The sequence below is a fragment of the Burkholderia sp. PvR073 genome (assembly GCF_054055695.1).
Map to the genome: position 1 here is coordinate 1 of NZ_JBSRXO010000023.1, position 22919 is coordinate 22919.

18 protein-coding genes are annotated in these 22919 nt (G+C 70.9%); 6 read left to right on the forward strand and 12 right to left on the reverse strand.

Features of this window, described 5'->3' with window-relative positions; genetic code table 11:
- Both ACVK00_RS33710 and ACVK00_RS33715 read right to left on the reverse strand, forming a co-directional pair.
- A partial coding sequence (locus tag ACVK00_RS33710; RefSeq protein ID WP_456826988.1) for an amidohydrolase family protein occupies positions 1-1055 on the reverse strand: 1055 nt, incomplete at its 3' end.
- Between the two features lie 19 nt (positions 1056-1074).
- Positions 1075-1242 (reverse strand): DUF1427 family protein, encoded by a 168-nt coding sequence (locus tag ACVK00_RS33715; RefSeq protein ID WP_284898136.1) that lies wholly within the window; start codon positions 1240-1242, stop codon positions 1075-1077.
- Between the two features lie 101 nt (positions 1243-1343).
- Between ACVK00_RS33715 and ACVK00_RS33720 the strand changes: the two genes are divergently transcribed.
- Positions 1344-2267, forward strand: a complete 924-nt coding sequence (locus ACVK00_RS33720) for a LysR family transcriptional regulator (protein WP_284898133.1) — start codon at positions 1344-1346, stop codon at positions 2265-2267.
- 96 nt (positions 2268-2363) lie between these two features.
- On the opposite strand, the gene ACVK00_RS33725 is transcribed toward ACVK00_RS33720, so the two are convergent.
- Positions 2364-3050 carry a hydrolase gene (locus ACVK00_RS33725; RefSeq protein ID WP_105787325.1) on the reverse strand — a complete coding sequence of 229 codons (687 nt, stop codon included), beginning with the start codon at positions 3048-3050 and terminating at the stop codon, positions 2364-2366.
- Positions 3051-3326: 276 nt separating this feature from the next.
- Here ACVK00_RS33725 and ACVK00_RS33730 point away from each other — a divergent pair, with 276 nt between their 5' ends.
- Genes ACVK00_RS33730 through ACVK00_RS33745 form a run of 4 tightly spaced genes read left to right on the forward strand, consistent with a single transcriptional unit; the run spans position 3327 to position 6544 of the window.
- Entirely contained in the window at positions 3327-3587 is a 261-nt protein-coding gene (locus ACVK00_RS33730; RefSeq protein ID WP_006755534.1) for a XapX domain-containing protein, read from the forward strand.
- A 25-nt stretch (positions 3588-3612) separates the two neighbouring features.
- The gene (locus tag ACVK00_RS33735) at positions 3613-5193 is read left to right on the forward strand and encodes a cation:proton antiporter (RefSeq protein WP_284898128.1); all 1581 of its coding nucleotides are present in this window, start codon (positions 3613-3615) and stop codon (positions 5191-5193) included.
- Between the two features lie 49 nt (positions 5194-5242).
- Entirely contained in the window at positions 5243-5635 is a 393-nt protein-coding gene (locus ACVK00_RS33740; RefSeq protein WP_006755536.1) for an OsmC family protein, read from the forward strand.
- 24 nt (positions 5636-5659) lie between these two features.
- Entirely contained in the window at positions 5660-6544 is an 885-nt protein-coding gene (locus tag ACVK00_RS33745; protein ID WP_284898125.1) for a pirin family protein, read from the forward strand.
- 60 nt (positions 6545-6604) lie between these two features.
- On the opposite strand, the gene ACVK00_RS33750 is transcribed toward ACVK00_RS33745, so the two are convergent.
- From ACVK00_RS33750 to bcsB, 9 genes are read right to left on the reverse strand one after another with little or no spacing between them, the layout of a single operon-like run.
- The gene (locus ACVK00_RS33750; protein WP_175668454.1) at positions 6605-6802 is read right to left on the reverse strand and encodes a hypothetical protein; all 198 of its coding nucleotides are present in this window, start codon (positions 6800-6802) and stop codon (positions 6605-6607) included.
- Positions 6784-8337 (reverse strand): cellulose biosynthesis protein BcsG, encoded by a 1554-nt coding sequence (gene bcsG / locus ACVK00_RS33755; RefSeq protein WP_284898123.1) that lies wholly within the window; start codon positions 8335-8337, stop codon positions 6784-6786. Before bcsG ends, ACVK00_RS33750 begins: the two co-directional genes overlap by 19 nt.
- Before the next feature lie 27 nt (positions 8338-8364).
- The gene (bcsA, locus tag ACVK00_RS33760) at positions 8365-10902 is read right to left on the reverse strand and encodes a UDP-forming cellulose synthase catalytic subunit (protein WP_284898122.1); all 2538 of its coding nucleotides are present in this window, start codon (positions 10900-10902) and stop codon (positions 8365-8367) included.
- Positions 10899-11687, reverse strand: a complete 789-nt coding sequence (bcsQ, locus tag ACVK00_RS33765) for a cellulose biosynthesis protein BcsQ (RefSeq protein WP_284898120.1) — start codon at positions 11685-11687, stop codon at positions 10899-10901. Before bcsQ ends, bcsA begins: the two co-directional genes overlap by 4 nt.
- Positions 11684-11893, reverse strand: a complete 210-nt coding sequence (locus ACVK00_RS33770) for a hypothetical protein (RefSeq protein WP_228907342.1) — start codon at positions 11891-11893, stop codon at positions 11684-11686. Before ACVK00_RS33770 ends, bcsQ begins: the two co-directional genes overlap by 4 nt.
- Entirely contained in the window at positions 11890-13854 is a 1965-nt protein-coding gene (gene bcsE / locus ACVK00_RS33775) for a cellulose biosynthesis protein BcsE (protein ID WP_354122956.1), read from the reverse strand. Before bcsE ends, ACVK00_RS33770 begins: the two co-directional genes overlap by 4 nt.
- A gap of 22 nt (positions 13855-13876) precedes the next feature.
- Entirely contained in the window at positions 13877-17815 is a 3939-nt protein-coding gene (locus ACVK00_RS33780; protein ID WP_354122955.1) for a cellulose synthase subunit BcsC-related outer membrane protein, read from the reverse strand.
- Entirely contained in the window at positions 17800-19020 is a 1221-nt protein-coding gene (bcsZ, locus tag ACVK00_RS33785; protein ID WP_284898114.1) for a cellulose synthase complex periplasmic endoglucanase BcsZ, read from the reverse strand. The genes ACVK00_RS33780 and bcsZ overlap by 16 nt, the downstream gene beginning before the upstream one ends.
- A gap of 3 nt (positions 19021-19023) precedes the next feature.
- Entirely contained in the window at positions 19024-21339 is a 2316-nt protein-coding gene (gene bcsB, locus ACVK00_RS33790; RefSeq protein ID WP_228907338.1) for a cellulose biosynthesis cyclic di-GMP-binding regulatory protein BcsB, read from the reverse strand.
- Here bcsB and ACVK00_RS33795 point away from each other — a divergent pair.
- The gene (locus tag ACVK00_RS33795) at positions 21283-22869 is read left to right on the forward strand and encodes a sensor domain-containing diguanylate cyclase (RefSeq protein ID WP_284898111.1); all 1587 of its coding nucleotides are present in this window, start codon (positions 21283-21285) and stop codon (positions 22867-22869) included. The two genes, bcsB and ACVK00_RS33795, sit on opposite strands and share 57 nt — an antisense overlap.
- Positions 22870-22919 lie beyond the last annotated feature (50 nt).

The following is a 22919-nucleotide window of genomic DNA, read 5'->3' on the forward strand; positions in this document are numbered from 1 at the left end:
GTTTCTTCGTAGGTCGCATGCATGCGCCACGGCCAGCGGTTCTGCGCGAGCACGCGCACGACGCCTTCGAGATCGTCCTCCATCTGCGCGGGCAGATCCGGACGCGCGACGCGGAAGTCCTCGAAGTCGGCCGCGGAAAACACCAGCATCTCGCCCGCGCCGTTGTGGCGGAAGTAGTCGGTGCCGTCGTGATACTTGACGCTCTTCGTCCAGTTCACGAAGTCTTCCTTCTCCGCGTTCGGCTTCTGCGTGAACAGGTTGTACGCGATGCGGATGGTCATCTCGCCCGCGTCGTGCAGCTGGCGGATCACTTCGTAATCGTCGGGGTAGTTCTGCGAGCCGCCGCCCGCGTCGATCACGCCCGTCACGCCGAGCCGGTTCAGCTCGCGCATGAAGTGGCGCGTCGAGTTGTACTGGTACTCGAACGGCAGCTTCGGGCCCTTCGCGAGCGTCGCGTAGAGGATCGTCGCGTTCGGGTTCGCGAGCAGCAGGCCGGTCGGGTTGCCCGCGGCATCGCGCAGGATCGTGCCACCCGGCGGCTCCGGCGTGTCCTTCGTATAACCGACGACGCGCAGCGCGGCCGCGTTCAGCAGCGCGCGATCGTACAGGTGCAGGATGAACACCGGCGTATCGGGCGCGGCCGCGTTGAGCTCCTCGATCGTCGGCAGGCGCTTCTCGGCAAACTGATGTTCGGTAAAGCCGCCGACCACGCGCACCCATTGCGGCGCGGGCGTGATCGCGACCTGCTGCCGGAGCATCTCCATCGCGACGGCGAGCGAGCGCACGCCGTCCCAGCGCAGCTCCATGTTGTAGTTCAGGCCGCCGCGAATCACGTGCGTATGGTTGTCGGTCAGGCCCGGCAGCACGGCGCGGCCGTCGAGGTCGACGACCTTCGTCGCACGGCCCGCGAGCGGCATGACGTCCGCGTTGCTGCCGACCGCGACGAAGCGGCCGTCCTTGATCGCCACCGCGGCGGCGACGGGGTTCGCACGATCGAGCGTCGTGATGCGCCCGTTGTGCAGGATCAGATCCGGTTGGGTATCGGTTGCGCTCATTAACATGTCCTCGAAACAGTCAGAAGCCGAGCCAGTGACGCACGGGCCCGATGGCCTGTACGCCGACCAGCATGCCGGCAAGGCCGATCAGTGCGATCAGCGGCGGCGCCGGCGAGCGCACCTTGATCACGCTGTACACGACGCCGATCAGCATGCCAGCCGCCAACGACGATAGATAAGATTCCATAACGATTTTTCTCCCGACCGGATTAGAATGACCCGCATCGCGTTGGCCGCATGCTTCGCTGCCTTCGCTTCCACTTCGCTTCCCTGTCACCCTGTCCGGCCATGCAACACCTTCCTGATCTCGAAGCCTGGGCCATCTTTGCGCGCGTCGCGGAGACCGGTTCGTTCGCGAAAGCCGCGGAACTGCTCGGCATCTCGCAACCGACCGTGTCGAAGGCCATCGCGCGCCTCGAAAAGCGCCTCGGCGCGATGCTGCTGTACCGCACGTCGCGCAAACTGTCGCTCACACCGACCGGCGAGCTGCTGCGCGACCGCGCGATCCGCCTGCTCGCCGATGCGGAACTGATCGAGAGCGAAGCTTCCGCGCAAGCGCTCGAACCGCACGGTCTCGTGCGCGTGAACGCGCCGATGTCGTTCGGGCTGCGCCATCTGTCGCCGCTGCTGCCCGCGTTTCTCGAGCGCTATCCGCGCGTCGACATCGACCTCGTGCTGACCGACCACATCGTCGACATCGTGTCCGGCGGGTTCGACGTCGCGATTCGTATCGCCGAGCTGAGCGATTCGTCGCTGCGCTCGCGCCGCCTGTGCGCGGTGCGCCGTCCACTCGTCGCATCGCCCGCGTATCTCGACCGGCATGGCCGTCCCACGCATCCTCGCGACATCGAACGGCACGTGTGCCTCACCTACACGAACCTGCCGACGCCCGAGCACTGGCGCTTTCGCAATGCGGCTTCGGGCGAGGATTTCGGCGTGTCCGTGCACGGACGCATCCGCACCAACAATGCCGACGTGATCGCCCCCGCGCTCCTCGCCGGTCACGGCCTCGCGCTGCAGCCCGAGTTCCTCGCGTGGGACGCGCTGCAGCGCGGCGAGCTCGAGGAAGTGATGCCCGAGTGGAAAATCGCCGACGTCAACGTCAACCTCGTCACGCCGCCCGGCATGCTGCGCGCCGCGCGCGTGACGGTGCTGCTCGATTTCCTCGCCGACCACTTCGCGCACGCGCCATGGGCGTTGCCCGTGGCCTGAGCGAGCGGCGGCCTGCGAACGCTGAGGCCGCCCTGGCCGCCCTGGCCGCCGGATGCGTCGATCGCATCGGCCGCGGCGAACGCGGCCGGTTGCCCGTTACTTCGCCGGAACGGCCGGAATCGACTCGTGCGGCGTCGCGGTGCGTTGCGGCGCCTTGTGGACCATCGTGTATGCGTAGTCGACGCCCATCCCGTACGCGCCCGAATGCTCCTTCGCGATTGCCATCACCGCGTCGTAGCTGTCGCGGCGCGCCCAGTCACGTTGCCATTCGAGCAGAACCTGCTGCCACGTAACGGGCACCACGCCGGCCTGCACCATGCGCTGCATCGCGAAGTCGTGCGCGGCCTGCGACGTGCCGCCCGATGCGTCGGCGACCATGTAGATCTCGTAGTCGCCTTCGAGCATCGCGCACAGCGCGAACGTCGTGTTGCAGACTTCGGTCCACAGGCCCGACACGACCACCTTCTTGCGGCCGTTCGCGGCCAGTGCATCACGCACCTTCTGGTCGTCCCACGAGTTCATCGACGTGCGTTCGAGCGTCTTCTGGTTCGGGAACACGTCGAGCAGTTCGGGATAGGTATGCCCCGAGAAGCTGTCGCTTTCGACCGTCGTGATCGTGGTCGGGATGTTGAATACCTTCGCGGCCTTCGCCAGGCCCACGACGTTGTTCTTCAGCACCTGGCGATCGATCGACTGCACGCCGAACGCCATCTGCGGCTGCTGGTCGATGAAGATCAGCTGGCTGTTCTGGGGGGTGAGAACTTCAAGTTTCGGGTTGCTCATGGCGCATGGAGTCCTGTGAACGAAAAAAAGGGAGGCCTGCCTCGGCCGTGAGAACGGGAGGAGCCAGAAATACATCACGCCAGATCGTGACCCGGCGCGACGTATTTAATCGGCAAACGCTCGGCGTGACCACCCAAGAAACGGAATCGATGCGATTCCGGAAACGACGTGCGTTCGAGGCCCCTCGCTCTTTTTTTCTTCACGCAAACCCGCTACGCTTTCAAAACTTTGACGGCGCCGTTGCGGCGCCGCTCGGCCATCACCGGACGCTCCACCGTGAAACCGTATGTCTTCTCGCTGCTCGCCGGCATCCTCGCCGGCGTCATCTACGGCGCGATCGGCGTGAACTCGCCCGCGCCGCCGATCATCGCGCTCACCGGCCTGCTCGGCATGCTGGCCGGCGAGCAGATCCTGCCCGTCGCGCGGCGCATGCTCGCCGGCCATCGGCTGAACGCCGCATGGCGCGACGCGAAGTGCGGCCAGCACATGTTCGGCCCGCTGCCGGGCGGCAGCACGAACGAACGCACGCCGTCCTGATGCCCGCTTTCCGCACGCACCGCGCATGAGCAACGTCGAGCTGTTCCATTACCTGCTGCTGTTGATCTGCGGCGCGGGCGCGCTCACATGGCTCGCCGAACGAATCTCGATTCCACCGGCCGTCGTGCTGCTGCTCGGCGGCTGCGTCGTGGCCGTTGCCGGCAAGCGCGTGCCCGACATGGACCCGGCGCTGCTGCTCGCGGCCGTGCTGCCGCCGCTCCTGATGTCGAGCGGCTTCTACACTGCGTGGAAGGAATTCCGGCAAGAGCTCGCGTCGATCGCATCGCTCGCGCTCGGCGCGGTGGTGTTCACGACGGTGGCGGTCGCGCTCGCCGTGCATGCGGCCAATCCGGCATTGCCGTGGGCCGCGTGCTTCACGCTCGGCGCGATCGTGTCGCCGCCCGATGCGGTCGCCGCGAAGGCGATCCTGCAGCGTCACCCGCTGCCCGTGCGGCTCGTCGCGGTGCTCGAAGGCGAAAGCCTCGTCAACGATGCGTCGGGCCTGCTGCTGTATCAGATGGCCGTGTCGGCCGCGCTCGCCGTCACGATCACCACCGCGAGCGCCACCGGCCTGTTCTTCTCGCTCACGCTGATCGGCATCGCGGTCGGCCTCGCGTGCGGCCATGCGATGTGCTGGGTGCTGCCGCGCCTGCGCGAGCCGATGCTCGGGATCGTCGTGACCTTCGCGATGGCGTGGGGCAGCTACGGGATCGCGGAAGCCGTGCACGGCTCCGGCGTGCTGTCGGTCGTGACCTGCGGCCTCGTGCTCGGCGTGCGCCAGCATCGCGTGTTCGACGCCGACCTGCGGATCAAGGCGAAGGCGACCTGGGAAGCGATCGTGTTCGTGCTCGACGCGCTCGTGTTCATCCTGATCGGCCTCGCGCTGCACGCGATCCTCGCGGGCGTGAACCACGAAGGCGCGGTGCTGATGGCCGGCCTGCGCGTCGCGTTGCCGGCGACGGCCGCCGCGATCGCCGCGCGCGTCGTGTGGGTGTTCGTCGCGATGTGGTTGCCGGGCCGTCTGCGCGCACGACGCGCGGGCCATCCGCCGTGGTCGTGGCGCGAGGCCGTCGTGCTCGGCTGGTCCGGCATGCGCGGCGTCGTGAGCCTCGCGGCCGCGATCGCGCTGCCGAGCGATTTCCCCGGCCGCGACCTGATCCTGTTCAGCACGTTCCTGCTGATCATCGCGACGCTGGTCGTGCAGGGCGGCACGCTCGCGCCGCTGATCCGCGTGCTGAAGCTGCGCCCGGCCGCGCGACGCACGATGTCCGAGCACGCGGTGCGCGCGCATACGTTCGGCGCGGCGCTCGCCGAGCTCGACGCACGCGAGCAGCGCGGCTCGGACCTCGAACGCGCATCGCTCGACCGGCTGCTGACCGAATATCGCAGCCGCGTCGCGTTCAACGAAAGCGCGCATCGCGACGGCGCGGAACCGGCGGGCGTGCGCGCGCGGATGCTGCGCGTCGAGCTCGAGCTGGTCGGCGTGTCGCGCGACGCGCTGCTCGACCTGCACCGCGACGGGCGGGTCGACGACGCGGTGCTGCACCGCATAGAATCGGAGCTGGATTTCGAGGAACTGCGGCTGCAGCGTCTGCTCGAACCGTAATACCGGGCCGGCTGCCGGCCCGCCTCCCCTTTCCCCACCTGGAATTTCAATGAGCGAACTGTCCGTCGAAGCGAGCATCGGCTCGGTCGATTACCTGGTCCATTTCACCGACGGCGTTCATCAATGGCGCGCCGACGAGCCGGCAGCGCTCGGCGGCGGCGACGCCGCGCCGACGCCCGTCGCGCTGCTGCTGTCGAGCCTCGGCGCATGCACCGCGATCACGTTGAAGATGTACGCGCAACGCAAGGGCTGGCCGCTCGCCGAAGTGCACGTGAAGCTCGCGCACGAATCGGGCAGCGCGGGCAGCACGATCGTGCGCCGCATCACGCTCGACGGCGACCTGTCCGACGAGCAGCGCGAGCGCCTGCTGCAGATCGCGAACGCATGCCCGGTGCACAAGATCCTCACGCATCCGATCGCGATCGACACGGCGATTGCCTGACCCACCGAACACGAGAGTCTCACCATGTCCGCATCGATCAAGACCGTACTCACGCCGCGCGAGAGCGACATCGGCAACCTCGTCGTGCGCCGCGTGCTGCCCGCGCGCGCCGCACGCCTCGTCGGCCCGTTCATCTTCTTCGATGAAATGGGGCCGGCCGTGCTGCCGGCCGGCAGCGGCATCGACGTGCTGCCACATCCGCACATCGGCCTCGCGACCGTCACCTACCTGTTCGATGGCACGCTGATGCATCACGACAGCCTCGGTTTCAGGCAGAAGATCGTGCCCGGCGACGTGAACTGGATGACGGCCGGGCGCGGTATCGTCCACTCGGAGCGTTCGCCCGACGAGGATCGGCCGCTCGAGCAGCCCGTGCATGGAATCCAGACCTGGGTCGCGCTGCCGGTCGAGCACGAGGACACGGCGCCCGCGTTCGCGCATCACGCGGCCGACACGCTGCCGTCGTTCACGCGCGACGGCGCGAGCGTGCGCGTGATCGCGGGCACCGCGTTCGGGTTCACGTCGCCGGTCGCCGTGTTCTCGCCGACGCTCTATGCGTATGCGGAATTCGCGTCGAACGGGCAGCTTGCGCTCGACGCGGAACACGACGAGCGCGGCGTGTATCTCGTCGACGGCGACCTCACGATCGACGGCACGCCGCTCGCCCCCGCGACGATGGCCGTGCTGGAACCGGGCGCGACCGTGGCGCTCGCGAGCGCGAACGGCGCGCGCGTAATGCTGCTCGGCGGGGCGCACCTGCCGGGCGAGCGGTTCATCGAATGGAATTTCGTGTCGAGCGCGCGCGCGAAGATCGAGGCGGCCCGCAACGCGTGGGCCGAGCAGACCTTCGGCAAGGTGCCAGGCGAGGAAAACGAGTGGACGCGCCAGCCGGCGCGCAAGGCGCAGTAAGCCGGCATCGGTCGGTCCATCCACACACGGCGGCCGGCATTCACGCCGGCCGCCGTGCGCTCACCGCTTCAATCCCATCAGCTTCGCGAGCGTCGGCCAGCGGTCGAGCGATTCGACGAATGCGCGCCGCGCCTGCTCGTCGACATAACGGGCCGGGTCCAGCGCGGGCAGGTGCCGCGCGAGGCCGAGCACGTCGTTCGGCTGCGACAGGCGATCGTCGTCACCTTCGCCGATATTGATTACTGTTCGTCGATCCATACGCCATCCGGAGTCTTGACCGCGTAACCCGCGCTCGTCTGCATCGTCACCGTGCCTTCGTTCTCGCCAACCATCCGCGTGCGCGGCAGGTCGGCCGCATATTGTGCGAGCGTCGCGCCAGGCTTGAACGGGCTGTTCGACACGAGGTTCGACAGCAGCTGTGCGAGCGCGAGGAAGCTCGTCGGCTGGTCGATCACGGTCGTCTGGCCGTGATTGCCGGCGAAGCCGACGAGCCGCACGCCGACCGGCCCGTGAACGATGCGCGGCGTCGGAATCTCGCGCAGGCCGGCCACCTGGTTCTTGTCGCCGCGCAGCGCGGCGCCGTGCTCGGGCACGAACACGATCACCGCGCGCCGGCCCGACTGCGCGATCAGATCGGCGAGCCGGTCGAAGTCGCTCATCAGCTTGTTGGCGCGCTGCGGATACGAATCGATGCTGGCGAGCGGGCTGCCCACCACGCGGTTGCCGTCGTGCAGGCTGATCGTGTTGTAGTACAGCGCGACCGGGCCCGGCACCGACGCGCGCTGTGCGTACCAGTTCGCGAGCGTGCCGTAGTCGTCCTTGATCGCCGTGCCGTCGAACGCATGCATCGCGACCGGCGCGGCCGCGTTCGGGATCATCGGCGCGTCGGGCACGCCGATGTTGTCGTGAATGACCTGCAGGAAGTTGTCGAAGTGGCCGTCGTGGTTCAGCAGCGACTGCACCGTGTAGCCGGCGGACGCGAGCTGCGAGAACAGGTAGCACTGCTGCGGCGCGCCCTTGTACAGGTCCGCGTGCGCTTCCTGCCCGCAGCTCGCGCGCAGCACGCGGATCGCGGCCGGGCCGCTGTAGCTCGCGGCCGTGCTGAAGTTGTTGAACAGGTAGTCGAAGTGACTCAGCATCGGGTGATTACGCACCTTCGCCGCATCGAGATCGTCCCACGACAGCGAGCAGATGTGCAGCACGATCACGTCGAACTGCGCGGACGGATCGCTCGGGAGATGGCCGAACGCGACCTGCCGCTGCGACTCCTGCGTGCGGAACGTCGCGAGTGCCGCGTTGTGATCCTCGGGCTGGTCGGAGCGCCCGCCCGTCGCGCTGGCCTGCTGCGGCAGCGGCGCGACGACGCGCGCCATCAGCCCGCTGCCGGCCTGCCACAGCGGCATCACGATCAGCACGGCGAGCACGAAGGTCGCGACGCGCACCCAGCGGTTGACGATGAAATAGACGATCAGCGCGCCCACTACCGTCAACACCAGCACCGGCGGCAACAGGCGCGGCAACAGCTCCATCCAGTATTCGAGGCGGAACGTGCTGACCTCGCGCGCGGCTTCGGCGAGGCGCGCGAGCGGCGGCGCATGCAGTTCGCGCGCGAGCAGCGGCACCGCGATCGCGATCGCGACGAGCAGCCGCACGATGCGCCATCCGCGCTGCCGGATCGGCGCGCTCGCCGCGAGCGCCAGCGCGAACGCGAGGTTCGCGAGCCACATCGGCTGCAGGTGGCCGGTCGCGAACAGCGCGAACTTCAGGATGAAATACAGATTCCAGAACGTCATCTAAACCACTCCGTGATGGGCGCCGCGTCAGTCGCGCGCCCGATCGAGCTTCGGTGCCAGCATCGACTGCACGCCGCGCGCCACACCCTTCCACATCCGTACGTAACCGTCCAGGCCCACGCGCAGCACTTCCTTCAACCCGCGCAGCGGCGTGTCCGTGCGCGTGCCCGCATGCCAGTCGAGCCACGCGTCCGCGCGGCCGAACGTGCACTGCACGAGCTGGCGCTCCTGCTCGAGCGTCAGCGCCTCGAAGCTCACGCCGACGTGGGTCGGCGTCACGCGGCTCACGCGTACCGGGAACGGGAACGGCCGGTCGCCGCGCGTCACGCACACCGTCAGCGTGTCGCCGATCGCGAGCGGCAGCCCCGGCACCGCTTCGAGGCCGAGGCCGCCGGTCGAGTAGTCGCTCGTGAAACACGCGGCCGTCGAGCCGTCGGCGAGCAGCAGCGTCGCCGGCACGCGCATCGCGATCCGGTGCGTGACGCGCACCTGCTTGGTCTCGCGCGCGACGGCCAGCGCCGCGCCGAGCATCGCGAGGTTGTAGACGGTCCAGCCGAGCGTGATCAGGATCGTCGACGCCTCGTCGCCCTGATCGGCCACGAGCCGCCACAGCCCGGCCGCGATCGCGAGCACGTTCAGCGCGAACAGCACGAGGTACGGCTTCGACGTCGACCAGTCGACGTAACCTTCGTCGATCTTGCCGCCCTTGTCGGTCACGTTGAACTTGCCGTGCTTCGGGCTGAAGAACGCGACGGTGGTCGGCAGCGCGATGTACCACGCGAGCACCGATTCGTAGACCTCGGCCCAGAACGAATGGCGATAGCGCCCCTGCATCCGCGAGTTCGCGACGTTCGCGAGCACCAGGTACGGGATCACGTAGCTCGCGAGCGCGATCGACGACGCGTTGATGAAGTACAGGTGGAAGAACAGGTACGCGAGCGGAATCGTCAGGAACACGAGCCGCGGGATCCCGTAGAAGAAATGCAGCATCGCGTTGCCGTAGCAGATCCGCTGGATGAAGCCGAGCCCGCGCCCGAGGAACGGGTTGTCGATGCGGAAGATCTGCGCCATCCCGCGCGCCCAGCGCGTGCGCTGCTTCACGTGACCCGCGAGGCTCTCGGTCGCGAGGCCGGCCGCCTGCACGGTCGGCAGGTACGCCGACGTGTAGCCGCGGCGATGCAGCTTGAGCGCGGTGTGCGCGTCCTCGGTCACGGTCTCGACCGCGACGCCGCCCACCTCCTCCAGCGCGGTGCGCTTGAGCACCGCGCACGACCCGCAGAAGAACGTCGCGTTCCACAGGTCGTTGCCCGACTGCACGAGCCCGTAGAACAGGTTGCCCTCGTTCGGGATCTCGCGGAACGTGCCGAGGTTGCGCTCGAACGGATCGGGCGAGAAGAAATGATGCGGCGTCTGCACCAGCGCGCATTTCGGGTCGCGCAGGAACACGCCCATCGTGGTCTGCAGGAACGAGCGCGTCGGCACGTGATCGCAGTCGAAGATCGCGATGTATTCGCCGTGCGTCTTCGGCAGCGCGCGGTTGATGTTGCCGGCCTTCGCGTGAAGGTTGTCGTCGCGCGTCAGGTAGCCGATGCCGGCCTCCCGCGCGAACGCCGCGAACTCGGGGCGCTTGCCGTCGTCGAGCAGGTACACGTGCAGCTTCCCGGTCGGCCAGTCGATGCTCTGCGCGGCGAACACGGTCGGCTTCACGACCGACAGCGGCTCGTTGTAGGTCGGGATGTAGATGTCGACGCTCGGCCAGCTGTCCGGGTCGTCGGGCAGCGGCACGATCGGCCGGTCAAGCGGCCACGCGGTCTGCACGAAGCCGAGCAGCAGGATCATCCAGGTATAGGCTTCGGCGCCGTACAACAGGTAGCCGGCGACCGCCTCGATCGGGCTGCGGAAATCGAGCGTCTGGGTCGTGCGCCACCACACGTAGCGGAGCGTGGCGAGCAGCGCGAGCGACGCGAGCGCGAGGGTCGGCAGATGGCCCGGCAGGCGGCGCAGCGCGAGCGCCAGCACCGCGACGATCGCGAAGAACGCGAACTGCGCGCCGGGCATCAGCGGCGACATCCCGGCCGCGGCCCACATCAGCGCGCCCGCGATCAGCAGCAGCGGCGCGAGCCAGCGGCGCCGGCCGACGCCGTGTGCGCGCGCGTCGAGCCAGCCGCCCCAGCGCGCCCACGGCAAACGCTCGAGCTGTGCGCTGATGCATGCGCCGAGCGCGCGCACCGCGACGTAGACCGGCACGACGAACGTGTCGAACCACGCGAGCGGATCGCGCGCGGGCTGCTCGCCGGCCGCGCGCGGCGCGCGCACGATCGCGCGCCACAGCCATTCACGCGGGCTCAGCGGCTGCAGCACGCCCCACTCGCGCGCGAGCCAAAGGAACGCCATGCGCGCCCGGCGGCGCATGGGGTCGGGCCGGCCGGGCGGCGGCGCATGGAAGAACAGCCGCACGAGCCAGTCGAGCAGCGTGCGCTCGGCCGGCAGCCCGATTCCGCGCGCGCACCAGTCGGTCGCGCGTCGGACCGTGGCGCGCCAGCGCGACGCGAACGCGGCTTTCATCGCGACGCTCCCGCACGGCCGGCCGCGGCCGCCGTGAGCCACGCATCGACCCAGTTCGCGACGCCGTTCAGGTCGTGCGACGCCTGCGAATACGGCGCATCGTCGAAGATCCAGCTGCCGCGCGCGAGCGTTTCGGGCACGGCCGCGTCGACGTGAATGCGCTGCTCGAGCATCGACATCGGCCCCGCGACGGCGCGCAGCATCGCGAGCGCATCGCGCTGCATGTCGCGCGCGGGGTTCAGCCGGTTCACGACGATCTGCAGGTCGCCGCCGCCGGCACGCAGCGCGTCCAGGCGGGCGGCGACGGTCGCGCACGCGGCCGGTTCGGGCGACACGACGACGAGCGTGAGGTCGGCGCGGCGAATCGCCTGCTCGGCCTGCGGCGACGGATAGCGGGCCGTGTCGACCAGCACGACGCCCTCGGCCGGCAGCGCGATCTCGTCGAGCGCGCGCGAGAGCCAGTCCGGCTCGGCCGCGAGCCGCGCATCGCAGGCAGCGGCGTCTGCCGCGTCGACCTGTCCGTACGGCACGAACAGCACGCCGTCGGCATTACGCCACGTATGCGCGTGCCACGGCGCGGCGTCAGCAGGATCCGCGAGCAGGCTGTGCGCGAGCCCGTGTTCGGCCAGCGTGTCGAGCCCGAGCGTCGCGCCCATCAGGTTCTGCGCGTCGAACTCGACTGCGACGACCGGCCGGCCGCGGCGCGCGAGCAGCACCGCGAGCGCGCCGGCGAGCGTCGTGCGGCCCGCGCCGCCGGTCGTCGACGTGATGGCGATCGTCTTCATCGCGCGGCCTCGTCGGCGCGGTCGGCGTCGGGCAGCAGGCGTCCGCGCAGCGCGATCGGCACGAGTTCGCACGGCACCGCGTCGCGCCGGTTCAGCCCTCGCGGCGCATGAAAACCGCGGCCGATGCCGAGGTGCTGCGCGACGATCCACACCGGCACCGCAATCGCGATGCCGACGATGAATCCGATGACGAGTTCGGCGATCATGCGCCCTCCGGCTTGCGCAGCGGCATCGCGCTGCGGATGGCGCCGCGCGCGCGCGCAGCGGGAATGTCGGCAGACGGGGCCGGCGCAGCGGCGGCCGGCACGGGGTCTTCGTCGCGCACGGGCCGCGGCGAGTTGTCGAGGTTCGAATCGGGCGCGCCGCCCGGTTCGGCATTCGCCGCGCCCGCGCCCTCGTCCGCGCGTTCGGCCGGCACGCGCGTCGCGCCCGGTTGCTTCGCCGCCGCGAACAGGTCGCTGTAGTCGGCGATCGGCGCGCGCCGGTTCTCGGTCTTCAGCGCATCGAGCTCGGTGTCGACGCTGCCTGCCCCGAGACATACGACGCGATCGGACAGCGTATCGACCGGCACGTCGAAGATCCGCGCGAGCGCGTCCTCGGCATCGACCGGTTCGCACGCGAACAGGAACACGTACAGGTGCCCGGCATCGGCCGTCACGACGTCGCCGGCGCGGCGCGGCCGGCAGTGCCGCAGCGCGTCGACGTGCGACACGCCGGGCAGCAGCGCGATCTTCGCGAGCGTATGCGGCAGCGCGAGCACGGCGCCGCGATCGAGCACCGCGCGAATCCGCAGGCAGAACGCACCGACCGGCAGGTAGCCGAGCACCGAATCGCCGAGCGCGGCCGCGAGCGCCGCGCGATAGTCCGGCGCGACGGGCCGCGCATAGAGCTGCCCGTGCAGCGCGTTCACCGCGGCCTGCATCCGCGACAGCGGCAGGTCGCGTGCGACGACGCGGTTCGCGCCGACGCTCAGCACGAGCATCTCGAACTGCTGGCGCAGCACCTCGCCGCGTTCGACGACGGCGATCTTCAGCGCGCCGCCGCATTGCCGGCGCAGCGCGTGCACGGCCGCGCACAACGCCTCGAGCTGCGGATGCGAGCGGAACGCGAGCACCGCGGTCGCGGCCTGCGCGTGCGCACAGGCAGCGACGACCGCGGCGTTGTCGTCGACGATTTCCCAGCCGGCGGGCACGCGGCCCGCGTCGTCGAGCACCGCACGGCTGACGACGACGCGATCCTCGTCGGTCGCGAGCTTCATCCCGCGCGACGGCTGGACGGCGCCGCCGTCGACGATCGCCGCGAGCCGGCCGCCCGGCGCGAAGCGCAGCGGCCGCACTTCGCCGGCCGCGAGCGTGTCGCCCGCGCGCCAGAAATCGACGACCCACAGCAGCTCGCCGTGCGTGCGCTGCAACTGCGCGACGCCCGAGCACACGCCGTGAAAGCCGCTGCGCGGCGCGCGATTCGCGTCGCGCACGAGCGGCGGATCGTCGGTGTCCGGAGCGGCGCCGGTGCGCGCGATCTCGGGATCGACCAGCAGCACCAGCGCGATCCGGTGCGTGCGGCACCAGTCGGCGAGCGCGTGCGCCTCTTCCGCGAGCGCGACCGGATCGTCCCAGCTGAACCAGCGTTGCGCGCCTTCGATGAAATACAGCGAGCGCGTGCGAAAGCCGTAGCGCTTCATCGCGCGCAAGCCGCCCGCGAGCCGTGCGAACGGAGCGGGCGCCGCTTGGCGCGGCGCGCCCGGTTCGATCGCGGCGTCGCCGTCGGCCGCCGCGGACGCAGACGCGGGTGCGGGCGGCATCGCCAGCACGTTCAGGTTGCGCGGCCAGCCGGCCGGCTGCGCGGCGCCCGCGAAACCGTGCGCCTGCATCTGCGCGGCCACGCGCGCCGCGTCGCGTGACAGCACGACCGTCACGTCGCGCGTGCGCGACTGCCGCGCGCTTTCCCACACCAGCGCGTCGCACGCCGGCGTGCCGGTGGCGGCATAGACGGCGTACAGGCCGCCTGCTTCCAGTTGCGTCCACGCATCGGGCAGCCCGTCGATCGCGAGCCGGCTCAGCGGGGCGGCGCGGCCGCCGGCCGGACCCGTGCGCAGCAGCGCGCGCAGGCGGTCCAGCAGGCCGGCGGCGCCGAGCGCGGGACGGGTTGCGTCGATTTCGGTATTCACGCGTTCCATATGCAAGCAGACCCTAGTAATCCGAATAAAGCCGCACCGGCGTCGGCGTGACGCGCCAGCTGCGCTCCGCGCGTGCGTCGAACGCATAGCGCAGGTACACGAGCGCCGAACTCGGCGCATAGTCGTGCGACCGGTCGACATGCAGTTGCGCGCCGACGCTCAGGTGCGGATTCACGCGATACTCGACGATGCCGTTCACGCCGTAAGAAAACGACACGCCGCGCGTCGAACTGCCCGTGTAGACCAGCCCGGCCGCCTCCTGCGCGGCGCGCTGGCCCGCGAAGGTCGGGTAGAACAGCGAATCCTTTTCATAGCTGTTCGAGATCCCGGCCGTGACGGTCAGGTCCCACGACAGCGCGTCGCGCCGACCCGCCCACTCGATCGGCACGCCGAGCGACAGGTAGCGCTGCGGGCTGTAGTAACCGCCCTGCCCGTACGTGTAGTAGCGCAGGTTCTGCGCGTAATGCCACGCATTGCCGACGAGCCCCGTGCTCACCTTCATCGTCGCGCGTTCGTACACCGGCACCGTGAAGCCCGAGCGCAGCGTGACTTCCGCGTTGCGCTCGACGTTGCGGCCGGATAGCACGCCCGCGCCGAGTTCCGCGAACAGGTTCACGCGGCCGACGTCGACCGCCGCACGCAGGTTCACGCCGTCGCGGCGCACGCCGCCCCATACCGCACCGGTCCACGGGTCGCGCATCCCCGCATACGACAGCACGCTGCTCGTTTCCGGCCGGCGCGACGCGTTCACGGTGAAGCTCGCCGGGCCCGCGTCGAAGCGGTAGCGCACGCCGCCGACCAGGTAATGCACCGGGAAACCGAGCGGCGACGTGCCGAGATCGACGCGCCACGCGTCCGTGCGATAGCCGGCGCCGAGCGCGACGCCCGTCATCGGCTGGTGCAGGTCGCCGCGCGGATGCGCGATCAACTCGGCGGCCGACGGATTCGGTGCGAACGGCGCAGGCAGCCCGATCGGCGTGTTGAGCGCGGCGTAGGTCCCGAAGGTCTTCAGCGAATACGCGTTCGGGTCGCTCGTATCGAGCGTGCCTGCGTCCAGATGCACGGTGTCGAGCTGCAGGAACGCATGCCCGTCGTAGCGCACCGGCACCTGCAGGTAGATCGGCACCTGTTGCGCGCGGTACGAGGACACCCCTTCGTCGCCCGACTTGTACGCGGGCAGCCAGCCGGTCTCGATCTCCGGGTCACGCCGCTGCTCGAGATCCGCGAACGCGGCCTGCGCGGGCGTGCGGCCGTCGCGGCCGGGGCTCACGCCGCTCGTGCGTTCCTGCGACAGCGACAGCCGGTACAGCGACGCGGCATCGTCGTAGCGGCCCTGTGCCTCGGCCACGCGCCCGGCTGCCACCGTCACGTCGGCGCGCGCCGGATACGCGGCCTGCAGCGGGCCGGTCACCTGCGCGGCTTCGTCCGGGCGGCGCAGCGCGTTCAGGCGGCGCACGACCGACAGCCGCGTATCGACGTCGTCGTCCGGCGTGCGTGCGAGCACGGCCTGCACGCGCGCGAGCGCCGCCGCGCGATGACCGCTGTCCTCGTCGATCCGCGCGAGCGCGAGCTGCGTATCGGCATCGTCCGGCGTGCTCGCGACGACCGGCGCGAGCGCGTCGCGCGCCGCGTCGTAGTGCCCCTGCGCACGTTCGAGGTCGGCCAGCTCCAGTGCGTAGCGCTTGTCCGCGCGGCCGGCGTCGCTCGCCCGACCGAGCAGCGTGCGGGCACGCGCATAGTCCTGCCGTGCGATCGCGTCGTCCGTCTGCCGCAGCACGAGCCGCAGCGACTGATCCTCGATGCGCGCGGTCTGTGCCGCCGTCAGCGCCGGCTCGCGGCGCAGTGCGTCGAGCCACGCGGCGAGCGCGTCGTCGCGCCCGGCGCTGCCGAGCAGGTCGCCGTAGCGCAGGCGGACGTCGGTGTCGGCCTCGTGAGGATGCGCGGCGATCCAGTCGCGCAACGGCGCGAGGCCGCGCTCGGGTTCGCCCGCGTCGATCCACTGCGCGCCGATCGCCGCGAGCATGTCGGGATCGTCCGGCGCGCTCGCCTGCGCATGCGCGAGCGACGCGGTGAACGCGGCGCGATCGCCGCGGCCGAGCGCGCCGCGCGCGTCGGCCAGCGCACTTTCCGCGTCGAGCTTGCGCGCGAGCGCACGCATGCCGTCCGAGCGGTGCGCGTCGTCGACGCCCGCGAGCGCGGCCTGCGCGCCGGCGATGTCGTCGAGCGAGTTGCGATACAGCGCGGTCGCATAGCGCATCTCGGGCGTGTCGCTTTGCGCGAGCCCTTCGTCCATTACCGTGCGACCGAGCTGCCGCAGCCCCATGTCGCGATACAGCCGCGCGAGCGCGAAACGCGTCCACGGCGCATCGGGTGCCGCACGCACCGCGGCTTCGTAGCGTTGCGCGGCCGGCCCGCGTTCGCCCTTGTCGGCGAGCGCGCGCGCCTGGCTCGCAAGCAGGTCGGCGCGCAGCCCGTCGAGCGCGCGGCGATCGTCGCGGCCCGTCACGCGACCCTGCAGCGCGTCGAGCAGCGGGCCAATGCGATCCGCGCGGCCAGTGTTCTCATACAGCATCGCGGTGCCGCGCACCGCCGACAGCGTCGGCGAACGTGCGGCCAGCAGTTCGCGCAGCAACGGCTCCGCGCGCGCCCAGTCGCGCTGCGCGAGCAGTGCATCGACAAGCTGCAGCTTCGCGTCCGGGCTAGCGGGCTGCATCGCGAGCGCGGCGCGCGCCGCGCGCTCGGCATCCTGCGGCCGCCCGGCCGAAGCCGCCGCGCGGCCCTGCGCGAGCAGCCCCCAGAACTGCGCGGTACGCGCAAGGCCCTGCCACTTGCCGCGCTGGTCGGTCGACAGCGCCGCGGCGCGCATGAACAGCGCACGCGCTTCGTCATGCCGGCCTTCGCGCAAGCGCAGCAGGCCGAGGCCGCCGAGCGCATCGGCGTCGTCGGCGCGCGCCTGCGCGGCGCGCGCGAGCAGCGGATCGGCGCCGGCCAGGTCGCCGCGCGCGAGCGCCTGCAGGCCGCGCTGCTGCGCGATGTAGTCGGGATCGCGTTCGAGCCGGCGTTGCGCGTCGCGCTGCCGGTCGAGGGTGGCGACGCGATCGCGGAATTCGGTGTCGTCCGGCACGAGCGCCAAATACGCATGCAACGCGTCGAGATACGCGGGATCGGCGCCGGCGGACTGCAGCACGCGGCGCCACAGGGCCATCGCGTCCGTATGGTCGGTGTCGGCCCGCTTCGCGAGCGACCACGCGATCCGGTTCGCTTCCGCGCGCGTGTCGTCGCGCTGGTTCAGCAGCCGCGCGAGCGCCAGCGCCGCGCTCACGTCCTGCGGGTCGGCCGCGACCGCGCGGCGCAGCGCGGCGATCGCCGGTTCGCGTCCGCCCGGCGCATTCGAGACGATCTGGTAGTACTCGGCGCCGAGCGCGCCGGACGGCGCGCCGTTCGGAAACAGCGCGACGATCCGCCGGGCCGCTTCGTCGGCGCGGCCGCTGCGCGCGAGCAGGCGGATCTGCGCCATCTCGCCGCGCCCGCTCGTCGCGACGCGGTATTCGTCGGCCGCACGCCGCGTGCCGGGTGCCGCGGGCGCACGCGCCTGCAGGCGCGCCAGCACGGCCTGCGCGCCTTGCGCGTCGCCGAGCCGCAACAGCACGCGCATCTGCTCGGCGAGCAGTTCGGGATCGTCCGGCGCGATCAGGAGCCCCTTGCGCAGCGCGTCGCGCGCGAGGTCGTCGCGATGCTTCGCGCCCCACATGCGGGCGGTCGAGAGCTGGCGCTGCGCGTCGGACCGATCGGCCGTGGCCGGCGCCGGCGCGGCCTTCGGCGCGACGGTTTTCGGCGGCGTGGCGACGGCGACGGCGCCAGCCGCCGCGGCCGGCGCCGCCGCGCAGACCGACGACGCGAGCCATGCGAACCCCGCGACGCGCGGTGCGGAGCGCTTCATCGGGCCGCGCATGGACGACCCTCCCAGCGCGCGTCGAGCGACCCGTCCGCGCCGAACCGGTAGCGGCCGTCGCGCCAGCCGAGGCCGAACAGCGTCAGCACGCTCGTGTAGTAGCCGGGCGCCGACTGGCGCGCGAGCGTATCGACACGCGCGACCTGCGCGTCGGCGAGCGCTTGCTGGCCGCGCGCGTCGAGGAACGGCACGGCCGCCGCGGAGAAGCCGCCGTTGCCGTCGTTCGGCCCCGCGACGCCGGTCGTCGTGTCGACCTTCTCCGGCGGCGCGCCATGCGCGGCAATGTAGTCGACAAAAGGCGCAAACCGCGCGAGCAGCGGCGCGGCGAGCGGATCGGCGCGATCGAGCATGCCGGCCCACAGGTACACGCGGATCGCGTTGTACGCGCTTTCCGCGCGGGTTTGCGGATCGGGCCCGAAGCCGGCGCCCGCGCGATACAGCGCCCAGTCCGGCGAAAAGCCCTTCGGCGCGGTGTCGAGCAGCACGCGGCCGGTGCTGGCCGCGAGCGCGGCCCAGCGCCGATCGTCGGGCAGGCGCGCGGCGAGCCCGCGGATCACCTGCGGCGGCGAATAGCTCGGGTTCACGCGCCATTGACCGTTGGCCAGCTTGAAGCCGGTCGGCCCGGGCAGCAGCGTGAGGCCGAGGCCCGGCACGCTGGCCGTCTCGTCGTCCAGCACACGCTTCGCGAGCAGCGCGCCGCGCGCCGTGTAGCTGCGCTCGCGCCACAGCCGGCCGGCTTCGACGAGCGTGTATGCGATCCACAGGTCGGCGTCCGACGCCGCGTTCGCGTCGAGCACGCGCCAGGCGCCGTCCGGCGCGCGGCCCCACAGCCACGCCGGCAGACGGGCGCTCAGGTCGCCCTGCGCGAGGTTGTTCTCGGTCCATGCGAGGATCGTGTCGAACGTGCGCCGGTCGTTCGCAACCAGCGCGAAGAACAGTCCATACGCCTGCCCCTCCGATACCGTGCGCGAATCGGCCGAGCCGACGTCGATCACCCGGCCGTCGGCCGACACGAAATCGCGCTTGAACGCGTCCCAGCGCGGCCACGCCGCGCCGCATTGCACATCGGCCGCGCCGCTTTGCGCCGCCTGCGCGCGCCCGGCGGCGCCGGTCGCCGCACACGCCGCCGCGACGGCCAGCACGAGCGTCGTGCCGACGCGACGCGCCGGCCGCGTTGCCCGTCGCCTTGCGAATGCCCACGCCATCCGTTACATCCCCCGTCGACGCGCGGCGATTCTCTGCAGCACGCTGAACACGCCGAGCGCGAGCAGCAGCCCCGCGGCGACGCCGACCACGCCGAGCACGACCGGGTGCCGCGCCGCATGCGTCCAGACGCGCGCATACCACGGCACGAAGCCGACCACGTACGGCTCGCCGACGCGCAGGCTGTCGACCTGACCCGGCCGCACCAGCGCGAGGTCGCCCTGCAGTTGCGACACGAGGCCCGGCTTCTCGAATACGTCGAGCAGATCGGCCAGGCGCGTCTGGTCGGTCGCCGTCAGCGCGACGACGCTGCGGCCGTGGCTGCCCGGCAGCTCGAAGCCGGCGAGCGCGGCGAGCGAGCCCGTCTGCTCGATATGCGCGCCGCCGTCGGCCATGCCGATGCCGTTGCGCCAGCGTTCCTTCACCGAGAAGGCAACGCGCGTCGCGCCCGTGCCGCCCTGCTGGTCGATCGTCAGCGGGAGCGCCGCGCGCCAGCGCGACAGCAGCGCCGACGCGGGCGAGCCGTCGATCACGAGCAGGTCCTTGCGGCCCGCCAGCGCGGCGACGTCGCCGGGCCGCGCAACCTCCACGCGCAGCGCCGGGAAGCCGGTCCACTGGCCCATGTGGCCGAGCATCGTCAGGTAGGCTTCGAGCTCCTGCGGCGACGGCCGGTCGGGGACCACGACGGCCGTCTGCGACAGGTCGGCGAAGCGCGTGAACGGGAAGCCGCTGTTCGCGAAGAACGCGAGGTTCGGCAATTGCGCGTAGTGGACGAAGTGCGAGAAGTCGATCGTCGAATCGGGATCGATCGCCGCGCGCTGCGGCTCGGTCGCGGTGCTCGAGCAGAGCCCCGTCTTCTGCGAATCGAGCGTGAAGCGGAACTGCAGCTGATTGCCGCTGCCGACGCGAAACGCCGGGATGTCGACATCGCTCGTCACGCGCCCTTCCGGCACCGCCAGCAGCGGCAGCTGCATGCGCCCGCGCGCGTCTTCCGCATGGGCCGGCCCGAGCCGGTACGACTTCACGAGCTGTTCGTTGATCTCGACGGCGAGCGTCGAGTCGTCCTGCACGGTCGGCGCCGTATAGCGGTAACGCAGCGTGATCGGCACGCCCGAGCCGTTCCACGAATGGAGATCGGCCGGCACGCGCAGGTTCAGGCGGATCGCGTCGGGCGACGTGCCGCGCACTTCGAGTTCGCGCGGGTCCGACACGAGCTCGCGGAACGCGATCGGCCGGTTCACCGGCAGCCAGCGCGGCGCGTCGTACGGTTTGCGGGGCGCGCCGAGATCGACGTGCGCGACGGTTGCCGCCGGGCCCGACAGCGCCGCACGGCCGAGCACGAGCGCCGCGACCGCGTCGTCGACTTCGGCCGCCGTGCGGCCCGTCACGACCAGCAGCTTGCGGCCCGGCGCGGCCGGGTTGTCGGCCACCGCGAGCAGCGGGCCGGTGACCGACGGCAGCGCGAGGCCGACAGGCAGGGTCGCGGCCGTGCCGACCACCACCGCCTGGTCGTCGGCCGGCAGCGTCGCCGCGACCGGGAAGCGTGCCTGCCGGTAGTCGGCCTGCGCGCCGAACCACGACGCGAGCACGCCGGCGCTGCGCAGCGTCGCCGAATCGGGCGACGCCGGCAGCACGAACGGCAGCAGCAGCAGCCCGTTGTCGCGCCGGTCGAAGAACGGCGCGGGCAGCAGCGCGAGGTCGTTCGGCAGGCGCAGCGGCGATTCGTCGAGGATCAGCTCGCTCGTCGGGCTCACGTCGGCCCACAGCGCCGAGTTCGACGGGTCCTCGCAGTGATCGAGCGTGTAATGCGCGATCAGGCGCAGGCCGATCTGGTTGAAATCGGAGAAGTAGCGCGGATCGATCGGGATGTCCTGCGTGACCGTGCGGCCCGCGCGCGTCGCGTCGAACGGGACGGTCGCGATCACCTCGCCGTTCATCGACACCTTCAGGTGCGACATCGGGAACACGAGCGACGGCGAATACGCATAGGTCAGACGCAGCCGCGCGCCGGTGACCACGCGGTCGAGCCGCACGCCCGCGTTGATCGTGCGCGCGTCGTCGGCGCCGCGCAGGCGCACCGGATCGAATGCGCCGAGCGACGCGAACGGCAGGTGCACGGTCGTCGTCGGCAGGCCGGCGGACGCCGCGCTGGCGGCGCTCGGCATGGCCGCGCCGCTGGCGGGCGGCGGCACGGCCGGACTGCCGGCGGACGCCGAAGCGGCGGCAGGCACCGCCGGCATCGGTGCGGCCGACAGCGCGGCCGCATGGAGCGCGCCGAACGTGGCCACCGACAGGACGAACAGCGAAACGGCCGGCTTCATGCGCGGCTCCGCATCGTCGTGATCATCCGGTTGTTATCAAGCGCGTCGCGACCGACGCGCGCACAGCAGCTATGCCCGCGAGTGCACATCCCCACTGCTTCCCCTCAAAGTCTGCCTGAATGCAATTATCGGAACGACGCGACGAACGCTTTTGCTGCCGATTCGTCAGACGGCGGCGCGCGCCTGGCACCGGCGCTCGCACATTCGTCACACTATCTCAAAATAAGGGCGAAACTCACCGTGATTCGCGCTGACGACGCGAAAAACAACTCAATTCGGTCGGAAATGCTGCGCGCCGCGATTGAATGGCAAGAGTTACGCCGTTGCTGCCTGCCGGACCGACCGGCATACTGCCGGCGCTGCCGGACCGGTGGTCGAAGACCCGACTACCGGCCGGATGCCGGTTGCGACCCCTTGCGGGCCGCCCGGAATGCGCTGCCGCACGGGCGGCGCGTATGCTACCGCAAGCTCGCACAGAGCGCCGCGCTTTCTTTATGGAAAACTGACTTGGATCAAATTGTCGACACCGCCACCCCGTCCCCCGACACGCTGCTGCGCATCATTGCCGCGCAGACCGAGATCGCGAAACTCGGCCTCGATCTCGGCAGCGTGATGGCTTACGTGACCGAGCAGGTGCCGCAACTCACGGGCGCGGGCGGCGCGGCGGTCGAATTCGCCGAAGGCGACGACATGGTGTACCGCGCCGCGTCGGGCTCCGCCGCCGGGATGCTGGGGCTGCGGCTGCGCCGCACGGGCAGCCTGTCCGGCCTGTGTGTGACGCGCGGTGAATTGCTGCGCTGCACGGATTCGGAAACCGACCCGCGCGTCGATCGTGACGCGTGCCGCCGGGTGGGGCTGCGCTCGATGCTGGTCATGCCGCTCACCCATGCGGACACGACGGTCGGCGTGCTGAAGGTGATGTCGCCGGACGTCGACGGTTTTTCGGCCGAAGACGCCGGCACGCTGCGGCTGATGGCCGACCTGATCGCCGCCGCGATGTTCCACGCGGCGCGCAACGAGGCCAACGAGCTGTACCTGCGCGCGACGCACGACGCGCTCACCGGCCTGCCGAACCGCGCGCTGTTCTACGACCGCCTGCGCCAGTCGATGCACACGGCGCTGCGCGCGAACGGCCGGCTCGGCATCCTCAACATCGACATGGACGGGCTCAAGCCGATCAACGACGGCCTTGGCCACCGCGCGGGCGACGCCGCGCTGCGCGAGATCGCCACGCGCATGCTCGGCGCCGTGCGGCGCTCGGATACGGTTGCGCGGGTGGGCGGCGACGAGTTCGCGGTGATCCTGCCGAACGTCGGCGGCCGCGACGACGTCGACGCGCAACGCGCACGGCTCGCGCGGCAGGTCGGCGAGCCGTTCGAATTCGACGGGCATCCGCTGCGGCTCGGCGTCAGCGTCGGCATCGCGATGCTGCCCGACGACGGCACCGACATGAACGCGCTGATCGAGCATGCGGACCAGGAGATGTACGAGGTGAAGCGCACGCGGACGCGGCGGGCGGCGCACGTGTGATGCGAAGGCGGAATGTCGCGTCGCCCGTCTCGGCATCCGACGGAACAGAA

Coding starts and splice junctions, on each gene's coding strand:
- ACVK00_RS33780 (WP_354122955.1), bottom strand. CDS start 17,815: ATGCGCGGCCCGATGAAGCGCTCCGCACCGCGCGTCGCGGGGTTCGCA.
- bcsA (WP_284898122.1), bottom strand. CDS start 10,902: ATGAAAGCCGCGTTCGCGTCGCGCTGGCGCGCCACGGTCCGACGCGCG.
- bcsG (WP_284898123.1), bottom strand. CDS start 8,337: ATGACGTTCTGGAATCTGTATTTCATCCTGAAGTTCGCGCTGTTCGCG.
- bcsQ (WP_284898120.1), bottom strand. CDS start 11,687: ATGAAGACGATCGCCATCACGTCGACGACCGGCGGCGCGGGCCGCACG.
- ACVK00_RS33770 (WP_228907342.1), bottom strand. CDS start 11,893: ATGATCGCCGAACTCGTCATCGGATTCATCGTCGGCATCGCGATTGCG.
- ACVK00_RS33720 (WP_284898133.1), top strand. CDS start 1,344: ATGCAACACCTTCCTGATCTCGAAGCCTGGGCCATCTTTGCGCGCGTC.
- ACVK00_RS33795 (WP_284898111.1), top strand. CDS start 21,283: ATGGAGCGCGCCGAACGTGGCCACCGACAGGACGAACAGCGAAACGGC.
- ACVK00_RS33740 (WP_006755536.1), top strand. CDS start 5,243: ATGAGCGAACTGTCCGTCGAAGCGAGCATCGGCTCGGTCGATTACCTG.
- ACVK00_RS33715 (WP_284898136.1), bottom strand. CDS start 1,242: ATGGAATCTTATCTATCGTCGTTGGCGGCTGGCATGCTGATCGGCGTC.
- bcsZ (WP_284898114.1), bottom strand. CDS start 19,020: ATGGCGTGGGCATTCGCAAGGCGACGGGCAACGCGGCCGGCGCGTCGC.
- ACVK00_RS33735 (WP_284898128.1), top strand. CDS start 3,613: ATGAGCAACGTCGAGCTGTTCCATTACCTGCTGCTGTTGATCTGCGGC.
- ACVK00_RS33750 (WP_175668454.1), bottom strand. CDS start 6,802: ATGGATCGACGAACAGTAATCAATATCGGCGAAGGTGACGACGATCGC.
- bcsB (WP_228907338.1), bottom strand. CDS start 21,339: ATGAAGCCGGCCGTTTCGCTGTTCGTCCTGTCGGTGGCCACGTTCGGC.
- ACVK00_RS33725 (WP_105787325.1), bottom strand. CDS start 3,050: ATGAGCAACCCGAAACTTGAAGTTCTCACCCCCCAGAACAGCCAGCTG.
- ACVK00_RS33745 (WP_284898125.1), top strand. CDS start 5,660: ATGTCCGCATCGATCAAGACCGTACTCACGCCGCGCGAGAGCGACATC.